This window comes from Prevotella rectalis (assembly GCF_900607215.1).
In the GTDB taxonomy this organism is placed as follows: Bacteria; Bacteroidota; Bacteroidia; order Bacteroidales; family Bacteroidaceae; genus Prevotella; species Prevotella brunnea.
Genome location: NZ_LR027820.1, coordinates 1102721 through 1113665 on the forward strand (window position 1 = coordinate 1102721; position 10945 = coordinate 1113665).

Annotated in this window: 8 protein-coding genes; 3 read left to right on the forward strand and 5 right to left on the reverse strand. The window is 43.2% G+C overall.

Annotated elements, in window-relative coordinates:
- Positions 1-699: 699 nt before the first annotated feature.
- The gene (locus E0E16_RS05745) at positions 700-1470 is read left to right on the forward strand and encodes a dihydroorotate dehydrogenase electron transfer subunit (protein ID WP_130829517.1); all 771 of its coding nucleotides are present in this window, start codon (positions 700-702) and stop codon (positions 1468-1470) included.
- 67 nt (positions 1471-1537) lie between these two features.
- Entirely contained in the window at positions 1538-2446 is a 909-nt protein-coding gene (locus E0E16_RS05750; protein ID WP_130829518.1) for a dihydroorotate dehydrogenase, read from the forward strand.
- 188 nt (positions 2447-2634) lie between these two features.
- On the opposite strand, the gene aroC is transcribed toward E0E16_RS05750, so the two are convergent.
- Together aroC and E0E16_RS05760 are read right to left on the reverse strand one after the other, a co-directional pair.
- A complete protein-coding gene (gene aroC / locus E0E16_RS05755; protein WP_130829519.1) occupies positions 2635-3732 on the reverse strand; it encodes a chorismate synthase in 1098 nt (365 codons plus the stop codon).
- Positions 3733-3744: 12 nt separating this feature from the next.
- Positions 3745-4347, reverse strand: a complete 603-nt coding sequence (locus E0E16_RS05760; RefSeq protein ID WP_130829520.1) for an FKBP-type peptidyl-prolyl cis-trans isomerase — start codon at positions 4345-4347, stop codon at positions 3745-3747.
- Positions 4348-4526: 179 nt separating this feature from the next.
- Between E0E16_RS05760 and E0E16_RS05765 the strand changes: the two genes are divergently transcribed.
- Entirely contained in the window at positions 4527-6626 is a 2100-nt protein-coding gene (locus E0E16_RS05765) for a S8 family serine peptidase (RefSeq protein ID WP_130829521.1), read from the forward strand.
- An 816-nt stretch (positions 6627-7442) separates the two neighbouring features.
- Here E0E16_RS05765 and E0E16_RS05770 read toward each other — a convergent pair.
- From E0E16_RS05770 to E0E16_RS05780, 3 genes are all read right to left on the reverse strand, one after another.
- Positions 7443-8054: an RNA-directed DNA polymerase gene (locus tag E0E16_RS05770; RefSeq protein ID WP_165444198.1), complete on the reverse strand. Its 612-nt coding sequence runs from the start codon at positions 8052-8054 to the stop codon at positions 7443-7445.
- 499 nt (positions 8055-8553) lie between these two features.
- A complete protein-coding gene (locus tag E0E16_RS05775; protein WP_130829523.1) occupies positions 8554-10227 on the reverse strand; it encodes a hypothetical protein in 1674 nt (557 codons plus the stop codon).
- A gap of 169 nt (positions 10228-10396) precedes the next feature.
- The coding region (locus E0E16_RS05780; protein WP_130829755.1) for an ISAon1 family transposase at positions 10397-10945 on the reverse strand (549 nt) is incomplete at its 5' end.

Here is a 10945-nt window from a genome sequence, read left to right on the forward strand (position 1 = left end):
TTTGTATATTTAGTGTTCCCCTTGTTTCTCCTTTCTTTATGATTTATTTTCATTGGTGCGAATTTCTATTTTCCAAATAGCGAAATTGTTATTTGTAGTATTTTGTTGTTGCTTTTATCGTCTGTATTTTCATTTTTAGCGGTGCGAAATCTCTATATACTTAAAATAATAAAAGTTAAAATAAACTCGCATATATGTTAATAAATATTTTGTTATTTCATCTTTATTTTTATGCTTATCACGCTACTTTCCCTTTTATGGGATTATTTTTTTATGTTCGTCCAATAGTGTCCTAAATAATTTTGTACCCCACGCAAAGCTTCATCAAATCATGAGACTTGATGTGTTTTGTTTCAATGTTGAATAACACATACCTCCTCATGACTTCAAATCGTATTCAGATAATGGTAAACAGGCTCTTGATAGCGAACATTCGAACCGAACATAACTACGAAATTATATTACAAAAACCGCACCTAGGATGTGCTTCATAATCCATTGATAATCAGAATAATATGAATTGTGATTTAAAAGCTTAGCTTTTGCACTCCGATTCATGACCTTTTGCATTGCAAAAGCTAAGCTTTTGAAACGCGAAAGCTAAGCTTTGGATAAACGAATGAAGAATATTTAGGACACTATTGATGTTCGTCTGATATTTTATGTACCTTTGTAAGCAAATTCCAAATTCATTAATTCATGAAAAAGTATATTTTGGATCTTCAAGTAAAATCAGTTGAGCAATTAAACGCAAAGAATGTTTTGATAAAACTCACAGATGATAAACCTTTACCCGAAATGTTACCCGGACAGTTTGTCCAAATTCGAGTTGATGGCTCCTACTCCACATACCTTCGTCGCCCTATTTCCGTAAATTTTTATGATAGTGCGACCAATGAATTGTGGTTATTGGTTGCCATGGTTGGTGATGGAACTCGAAAGATTGGCACGGTACGCCCGGGAGATTATCTAAATTGTATTTTTCCTCTTGGCAACAATTTCACTATGCCGCAGCAACGAGATGATAAGTTTTTGTTGATAGGTGGCGGAGTCGGTATTGCTCCCCTTCTCTATTTTGGTAAACTAATCAAGGATTTTGGTGCCACACCCATATTCCTTTTGGGTGCTCGTAGCCGGAATGATTTACTTGAACTGAATGAATTTGAGAAATACGGAAAGGTTTTTGTTACCACGGAGGACGGCTCTATGGGTGTGAAAGGCTACGTAACAAATCATCCCATTTTACAGGCAGAACATTATACCCGAATTTCCACTTGTGGCCCCAAGCCTATGATGGTTGCCGTAGCCAAATATGCTCGAACCGCCGGTATTTCATGTGAAGTTTCTTTAGAGAATCTGATGGCTTGCGGACTTGGGGCATGTTTATGCTGTGTGGAAAAAACCACTGAAGGAAATCTGTGCGCTTGTACCTCCGGACCAGTCTTTAACATCGATAAGCTCTTGTGGTAATGTTCTTCCGGTATGAGTTCAATTGTTCAGTTTGTATAGAAATATGTGTAAAATAAAATGATAAACAATGGCTGACCTGACTGTAAAGATAAATGATTTAAAGTTAAAGAATCCGGTAATGACCGCGAGTGGTACTTTCGGCTATGGTTTGGAGTTTGCCGATTTCGTGCCATTGGATGAGATTGGCGGTATTATCGTCAAAGGAACAACGCTCAATCCCCGAGAGGGTAACGATTATCCTCGTATGGTGGAAACCCCTCATGGGATGTTGAATTGCGTGGGGTTGCAGAATAAAGGCGTAGATTATTTCATCCACCATATTTATCCTGAGGTTTGTAAAATAAACACCAATATCATCGTGAATGTTAGTGGAAGTTCTCCGGAGACCTATGCCGAGGCAGCAGCTCGTATCACTGAGTTGGATGCCATTCCAGCCATAGAGCTCAATATTTCGTGTCCCAATGTAAAAGAAGGTGGAATGGCTTTCGGTGTGTCTTGCTCAGGAGCATCGTCTATTGTGAAAGCCGTTCGTCGTCGCTACAATAAGACGCTGATAGTGAAGCTTTCTCCTAATGTTACGGATATAGCCAGTATAGCCCGTGCATGTGAAGATGAGGGAGCTGACTCCGTTTCGCTTATCAACACCCTCATGGGAATGTCGATTGACATCGAACATCGTCGTCCGCGATTAAGTATTCGTACGGGTGGTCTGAGCGGTCCCGCCGTTAAACCTGTTGCCTTGAGGATGGTTTATGATGTTGCCAAAGCCGTGAAGATACCTGTTATAGGTCTTGGGGGGATTTCTACGGCTGAAGATGCTTTGGAGTTTATGATGGCAGGTGCCACCGCTATCCAGATAGGTACGGCAAACTTTGTGGATCCGCAGGTAACTATAAAAGTTCGCGATGGAATCAACAAATGGCTGGATGAGCATGGCTGTCGTTCCATAACCGAAGTGATAGGCTGCTTGGGCTGATCTCCTTTTATAAAATTTGAGAGCGATCATATCAGATCGCTCTCAACCAACACAAAAACTAAACTAGACTTAACTAAACATTTCCGAACGATTTATCACAAACAGTCTTGAAATGTTTTGCAAAGGTACTATAAATTATCCTAATCGTGTCTTTTTTTGATGTTTTTTTCTTTGAAAGTATAAAAAAACTACATTTTTTCAGAATTAAACATTAGCAACGCATCCAAAATGGTCATTGCCGCCATGGATTCTACGATTGGAACTGCACGTGGCAATACGCATGGATCGTGTCTTCCGCGAACTTCAAGTTTAGCTTCCTTACCGTCAATATCCACTGTTTTTTGTTCCATCAATAGTGTTGCTACCGGTTTGAAAGCCACTCGGAAGTATATATCCTCACCGTTGCTCAATCCTCCTTGAATACCCCCACTGTGATTGGTATGTGTGGAGATGGTCTTTTCGCCGGTTCCATCTTCTTTGGGCGATGCTATGAAGTGATCGTTTTGCTCACTTCCTCGCCATGCCGTGCCGGCAAATCCTTCTCCGTATTCAAATCCTTTCACGGCATTGATGGTAAGCATTGCAGCTCCTAACTGTGCGTGTAGTTTTCCAAATTCAGGTTCTCCGAGCCCTACAGGGCAGCCTTGTATGACGCATGTTATGACACCGCCAATCGTGTCGCCCTCTTTCTTCATTTGTTCAATCAAAGCTTTCATTTCCTGAGCTTTCAATGGGTCCGGACATCTCACTTCGTTTTCCTCAATCTTCTTAAGGTCATATTTTTTATAATCCCTATCCAAGCATATCGTACCTACTTGTGAGGTATAAGCTCTGATTATGATTCCATACTTTTTCAATACCAACTTTGCCAAAGCTCCGGCTACCACGCGGGCCAGCGTGATGCGTGCCGAGCTTCGTCCGCCCCCTCTGTAATCTCTGATGCCATATTTTTTATAATACGTGTAGTCAGCATGTGAGGGGCGGAACAAGTTGCGTATCTTCTCGTAATCTTTCGAACGTTGATTTTTGTTTTGCACAATAAATCCGATGGGTGCACCCGTTGATTTCCCTTGAAAAATACCACTGAGCAATTCCACCTTGTCTTTTTCCTTTCTGGCAGTGGTAATCTTGCTTTGTCCGGGTCGTCTTCTGTTTAGCTCGCTTTGTATGAAGTCCGTGTCAATGTCTATACCTGGCGGCATTCCGTCTATGATGCCACCTATTGCCACTCCGTGGCTTTCTCCAAAGGTTGTTAGTGTGAAAAGTGTTCCGAACGTATTGTGCATTTTATTTCTGACTTATGATTGGCATCCGCAGCAATTCTTTCCTTCATTGTTGCCGCATCCGCAGGTTCCTTCTTTGCTTTCGCCACAACATCCTCCCTGACAACCACCTCCGCAGTGATGCGATTGCAAGCGTTCAACGAAGTCGTTCACCTCTTCTTCACTTGCCGGTCTGTTCATCATTACATGTCCTCTGAATTTTAGTTCTTTGCCTGCCAACGGATGATTGAGATCTACTTTCACCTTTGTTTCCGACACTTCCTGCACGCAACCGATAAACCTGTCGCCGTCTTCGTTTTGCAGCGGAATCATGGCTCCCACGTATATATTCTTTTCATTAAATATGCCATCCGACACGAAGAGAGCCTTGTCTAAACTCAGAACTTTCTCCGCTTCATGTTCTCCGTATGCTTGTTCCTTAGTAAGCTTAAATTCAAAGTCGGTATCTGTCGGTAGGTTTGCCACAGCCTTTTCAAACTCAGGGATGGTCATGTCGCAGTCCGTATAGAAGCTCAAGGGTTGCTGTTCTTCGGTTTTCTCTACGAAGACTTCTTTGCCATTCTCCACACTATATAATTCGTAATTTATGACTATCAGTTTGTGGTTCTTTTCTTCCATAATTCACTTTATATGATTTATATGAGTATGGATGCAAAGTTAATTAAAAAACATTACAAGGTCAAAATGAATTTCGCTTTTTTACTTTTCCAGAAAGATTTTTCCTATCTTTGCAACTAACATTTAGGGCTATGTGGACCGAGTCTTCTTCCCAATATGATGTCATCATGATGAATGCGATGAAAAAATTCAGTATCTTTCTATTTCTCTTTCACCTCGCGCTGATTGTCTTCGCGCAACGTCCGGATTATCTTAAGATGTCGGGCTTGGTAAGGCAGGCTGCCATGGAGAATGTTCTGCATCAGCGACAGTTGCGCTCTCCATCCTCTCCTCCCATTCGAAGGTCAATCCTTACCGCCTTTGTACGGATTAAGGGCGATGCGGCGAAAATTCTTAGGGCGAACGGTTGTCGGAAACTTTCGCAGCTGGGCGACATCTACATCGTTTCCATTCCGTTGAACCGGCTTACTTCTCTTTCGCTTCATCCCGACGTGCTACGTATAGAGGCGGGAAACAGGGCTTGCGCGCAAATGGATACCACCGCAACTTTCGTTAATGCCCTGCCGGTGTATGTCGGGAAAGAACTTCCACAGGGCTACACCGGAAAAGGAGTCATTGTGGGTGTGCAGGATATAGGTTTCGACCTTACGCATCCTAATTTCTATTCAGCCGATATGAGCCGTTATCGCATCAAAGCGATGTGGGATCAACTCTCGAAGGACACCATAGGGTCGGAACTTCCCGTTGGACGCGATTATCAAGGCGAGGAAGCATTGCTTGCCATCGGGCATCCGCTCGATGGATTTACCCAGACTCATGGCACACATACGGCAGGCATTGCCGCAGGCAGTGGAGCGGAAGGCAACGGACGTGTGAGCCCTTATCGTGGCATTGCTTACGATGCCGACCTTGTCATGGTGGCGAATGCCGCAGGCGACAATGTCGCACTGATCGACTCTGCCGACTATTACAAATACACTTATGCCACCGATGCTCTTGGTTTTAAGTATATTTTCGATTATGCAGATAGGCAAGGAAAGCCCTGTGTTATTAATTTCAGTGAGGGCAGCCACCAAGATTTACGAGGAGATGACCGTCTTTATTACGAATATCTCCGGTTGCTCACCGGACCGGGGCATATCCTTGTGGCGTCCGCAGGCAATGACGCAGACTGGATTAACCACATTCGAAAGCCGGTTGGAAAAGCCAAAGCGGGTTCTTTCGTATTGGGCAATCTCGACAAGGCTTATTTTACAGTGAAGAGCGACAAACCTTTCACTTTCCGGATAAAAGTGTATGCCGACAGGCAATATCCTCAAATTGCGGACATCTCAACCGAGACCATTCTCGCGGCTCCCGATTCTTTGTTTGCCGATACGGTGATTATTGATGGGAAAACTTATCTGTGGCGCGTTGTGGGTTATCCGTCCGACTTCAATTCTTCCGAAACGGTATATGATATTTCCCTTTCGTGTCTGCCTCGACTCGGACACGACGTTCCCGTTTCTTTGGAACTTGTGGGCAATGAGTCTGCCATCGACTTGTACCGGATTGGAGGTTACCTCCTGCCCAATCCGCTTGACCCCTCTCTCAAGGATGGCGACAACACGTATAGCATTCATTCGCCTTCAAGTGCGCCTTGCGTAATATCGGTGGGAGCGACCGCTTATCGGCGCGGTTTCCTGAATTATCTCGGCGAGTGGAAAGACTACAATCAGGGCACCGGTGGGGTGCGCACTTCTTTTTCCGGCGTTGGTCCCACCCTCGATGGCAGGACGAAACCCGACGTAATGGCTCCGGGACAGAATATCATATCGTCTTATAGCAGTTTCTTCATCAATAATCCTGATAACGTGGGAAAACCGCTTTCGAGCGATGTGCGTCATTTCGACTACAACGGCACTACCTATGCTTGGAACTCCAATGGAGGCACGTCCATGTCTTCGCCCATTGTCGCCGGTGCCATAGCCCTTTGGCTGCAGGCCTATCCCCGGCTGACGCCCGAAGACTGTCTTGACGTTTTCAGCAAGACTTGTACGCACTATGATTCGTCGCTTGTCTATCCGAACAACCTCTACGGTTATGGGCAAATAGATGTCTATGAGGGTTTGAAAGAAGTGATGAGAAAGGCGGCTGCCGGCATCGAAGAGTCTCCGCGTGAATTGAAGACATCCGACAATCGCATTTATCATCTTGACGGTCGTTATGCCGGGACATCTGTGGCAGAACTGCCACGAGGTATTTACATTCGCAATCATAAAAAATATGTAAAGCCGTAGCAGAAACTTGTTTTTCCACAACCATTTGCTCTGTGTGGTCAATAGTGTCCTAAATGTTTTTTTCAAAAAACGCACGAAACATCGCATAAATCATAAGACTTGATGTGCTTTCTCTCTAATCATATATGGCGTGTACCTCCAATTTGTATTCAGGTGGTGGTAAGCAGACGCTTGACAGCGAACATTCGACCTGCCCGGAATCATGAAATTATATTACAAAAAATACACCCGGGACGTTCCTCATAATCCATTGATAATCAGGATGATATTAATTGCGATTTAAAAGCTTAGCTTTTGCACTTCAATTCATGACCTTTTGCATTGCAAAAGCTTATCTTTTACGGAGCAAAAGCTAAGCTTTAAAGAGATGAATGAAGAAAATTTAGGACATTATCGAACTTTTCCCATATCGCGGGGAAGATTTTTCGCATTTTCAACAACCCGGCTAAACAAAGAGAATATACCTCAGTTCGGGATAAGAAAACACGAAAAAGTAAATAAAAAAGCAAGATAGCTTCATAAATATTTTGTACCTTTACAGCTAACAATCAAACAGTTACAAATATACTTACAACGACTACCGATTACAAAATTACTGAATTATTCTGTGTCATAGATGATTTTTGCAAATATTTTGAAGCTAAAAATGCTGGAAAACTGCTTTTGGGTGACGATACCCACGAAGCGCAGAAAGCGCAAGTCTCCTTGTTCGACGACAAACACCCATCAGCTTTCTTAAACTTTGGGTATCACTTTATAATCATATAAAAAACAAAGACACCTATATGCTTTCAAAAACGAATACCACAAAGCTTATTAATGCTTTAATATTGGTAATTCCAAGACCAACACATTCATAGGAAATATATCTACCTTGGAGAGGGATTTATCTATCAATAAACAAGGAACTGACATATTATAAAGCATATAACCGGCCTTTTTTCGTAAACCAAAGCCACTGCAATGAGCCAATTGTCCAAGGTAAGAGTTAAGACAAGAGCGATAAAAACAAACCTCACCATAAGAACAAATGCCTTTCGATAAATTATAATATGCCGAAAGCGTTCGATAAAAACTACGCTTAAGCCGTTCCCCGGGCAGCAAGACATTACCATACAGACGCATTCCGAGAAAGTCTATGCCATAGGTCGCTGGCTGTAATACCCACTTCTTAGGATGCATATATAAGCCATAATCAGTAGAAAGGATATATGCCATTCTATCCTTCAGTTCCGATAAATACTTACGAATACGATGCACAATGATCATATCATCTACATACCTACCGTAATACTTCAAGCCTTCTTTACGTTTCATTAAGTTGTCAAACGAGGATAGATAGACATTGCTAAAGAGTTGGGAGGTTAGATTACCAATAGGTAGTCCGCAACCCTCAGCACTATAAAACAAACTTTTATTGCGTGGCAAACCGTTCCATTTATCTTTTCTTCCTCTGAAGATACAGTTTAAAGTAGGGTTATTTAGTTATTATCTTTCGTAACAAGTCTTGTGCCAAGGCATAATCTATGTGTTCTTCCCAAGTCAGACCGGCATATCCACAATAGAGTAAGGTTTGCGCTTACGAGGAATAGTTTTTTCTCTTTTTTGTTACTTTGCTCCGTAGCATCAAAGAGAGAAGACGGTTGTACCCAACGACTTCACTTTACGACACTTTACCTTATAATCCATTTTGGACTTTTGAAGAAACAAATAAGCACTGCGCTCATAAGCTTTCCAAAATATACCTTCATGATGAAGATAAATACACACTGCATCAGACGTTTCTAATGACAAGACAGAAGAAAGCAACATTTTCTTATAACTTTACCAAAAGTGTAATTTTCAAAAATAAAAATCGACCGCCAAAGGCGGTATTTATGAGCGGACCTTTTAAAGAGTCCGCTCAAAATAAAACTATCGGGGAAGACTACTGAAACGGCTGCGCCACGAACCCGTAGCTGCGGTAGCTTCTGAGCAGGTACACGCCACCACTGCTGAAGTTCAGGCTGTACGCGCTATGACTATCGGTGGAATAAACACTGAACGACCAATAGCCACCGCCGGAACCAAGGCCGTAAAGCTTACCATGGTCGTAATAGCCCAACGCAGGGAGGAAGAAGTAATTTCCAATCACATTATCAGCAGGCTTGCCGTTCGCAGGAGAAATGCTGTAGACGTCGAAATTATTTTGAAGCAAATTTTTTCCATTGGGATCTGCCTGCTTTAAGTCGGCAAGCTCTTTATTGTTTTCTTTAGCGATGACGCTGAGCTTCTTCAACCATATACCACCAGTATAAACCTTTCCGAAAACCTTCCACTTGGTGCTATTATCCCAATGGGCATCACCCTTCAATACGTACCAACCAAGTTCGTTGGCATTGGGAAGCTGCTTGAAGAGAGCATTGGAAGCCTCGAAAGAACCACTACCTTCATGATACCAACGAGAAGCATCGGCTGCCTTAGACTTAGGATAATTTGAGCTTGTTGCACCATCAATTGTTGGCTGCCAAGGATCAGTAGTAGCGTCCCACTCGTGACCGGACCAATAGTTCTCACGAGCATCCCACATGCAATAATTGTGACCGCTGTAAGTAAAAGCAACATAGTCCTCTGCTAATCCATCGGAACCATCGGTGTTCTCATGACCACCGTTAAGATCGGCAGAACCAAGACTTACCGGAATATCACAAATCCGATTGACAGCAAAGTCATGGGATTGGTAGTATTTGGTCAGTGTTAATTCCTTATTTTCCTTAACGCTAAAGACAGTATATTTAACGCTCAACTTACGGGTGCCGGGGGCTATAACGACGTAAAGCGAGTTCTTTATACTTTTCGTTGCTGTAGTTTGATCGGCAAGCGCAAGACCATTTCCATCAGTACCGACATTTAGCGTAATTGTCTTTGAATTACCCGTACCGGAAAGACCGGTTTGGTCAAGATCATAAGTACCGGAAATATTGTTGGCGTTTGAGGTGATCTCTATGCGTTTGATCCTAAGGTTTGCGCGATCCTGCTGAGATGGTATATAGGGAAGGAAGCAAAGATAGGATGCCTTGTGCTGCAAATCGAAACGATAACCGCTCTTGCCTGCAGCGGTAGTCTTCGTTGCCTTGGCCACACCGCAATCGCCAACGGCACCAAAATGCTTGGTGTTGTTAAATTCGGATTGGGTCTGATTGTCGGCGATGACTACTTTCTTTGCACCGGCACCGGTGTTAGTACCATAATAGTACACATCGTATTGACCATTGGTGGTGTAAGAACCATCTACCAAGAATGTTGTGCGGGGGGCTGACTTGGTGATTTCATTCTGGCTCTTACATAACTTGTCTTTATCGTCCACTACATAGATCACGTCGTTAGGCTCCCAAAGGAAGACACCTTCACCACCGATTTTGTCACGATCCATGGAAGTACGAGTGGTAATACCGGGAGTACCAATCTGTACACGCTCCATGGGAACCTCGGTAACAATACCACCGGTAAAGGCAGTAAGCTGATCATTGGTAGTAGCCGTGCTCTCTTCGTTGGAACAGCTACTCATCAGCACTGATGCGGCTGCGAAAGCCGCAAATGAGATAAATAATTTTGTTTTCATTTGTATAAATCGCTTATAAAATTAATTCATTAAAAAAAGGTTATTACGAATAAAGTATTTAAGAGTTGCCCTCTTGCCACTTAAGGCTGGTTATCTTCCTCTTCCCCAAGTACCTCGGGAACTGAATCAGTTGTCCCGGCGCCACCACCAATTGGGGCTCAGTAGAAAATCAGTGGGGATATGCGTATAGATTTGCAATTCTGAATAGGAAGAACTTCTTGTCTGCCACTCCTCTTAGATTAGCTCGGAAAAGTTTAATTTTGGCATTGAACGATTCTGCCATGGCATTCGAAGCCCTGTTGTTATAGAAGTTCAATATCTCATCATAATGCTCGTAGAATGTGGCAGCAATGACATTGAATGAATGAAAGCCTGCCTCTTCAACTTTATTGTACCACCGTGCCATGGAAAGTCTGGCTGCATCCTTGATGGTGTTCTTTGCAAAGATCATGCGCAGAGAATGGCACAATCCGTATGCCTTTTGGATGTCCGGATATTGTTCAAAAAGAATTTTAGCTCGCAGTTTCTGACGCTCGGTCCATTTGTCAGCGGACTTGAAGAGCAGATATCTTGACCTGGCGAGAAGCTCTTTTCTTGTATCTCCATTAGCGTATCGGTATGGGCTGTATGGTTCATCGCAGAGTTTTGCCTCCTCCATCTCGTCGTTTGCCTGCTGTATTGCATCCCAGCGGTGCTTGATACGCAATTCCTGTACGGC

Coding starts and splice junctions, on each gene's coding strand:
- E0E16_RS05760 (WP_130829520.1), bottom strand. CDS start 4,347: ATGGAAGAAAAGAACCACAAACTGATAGTCATAAATTACGAATTATAT.
- aroC (WP_130829519.1), bottom strand. CDS start 3,732: ATGCACAATACGTTCGGAACACTTTTCACACTAACAACCTTTGGAGAA.
- E0E16_RS05750 (WP_130829518.1), top strand. CDS start 1,538: ATGGCTGACCTGACTGTAAAGATAAATGATTTAAAGTTAAAGAATCCG.
- E0E16_RS05745 (WP_130829517.1), top strand. CDS start 700: ATGAAAAAGTATATTTTGGATCTTCAAGTAAAATCAGTTGAGCAATTA.
- E0E16_RS05775 (WP_130829523.1), bottom strand. CDS start 10,227: ATGAAAACAAAATTATTTATCTCATTTGCGGCTTTCGCAGCCGCATCA.
- E0E16_RS05765 (WP_130829521.1), top strand. CDS start 4,527: ATGAAAAAATTCAGTATCTTTCTATTTCTCTTTCACCTCGCGCTGATT.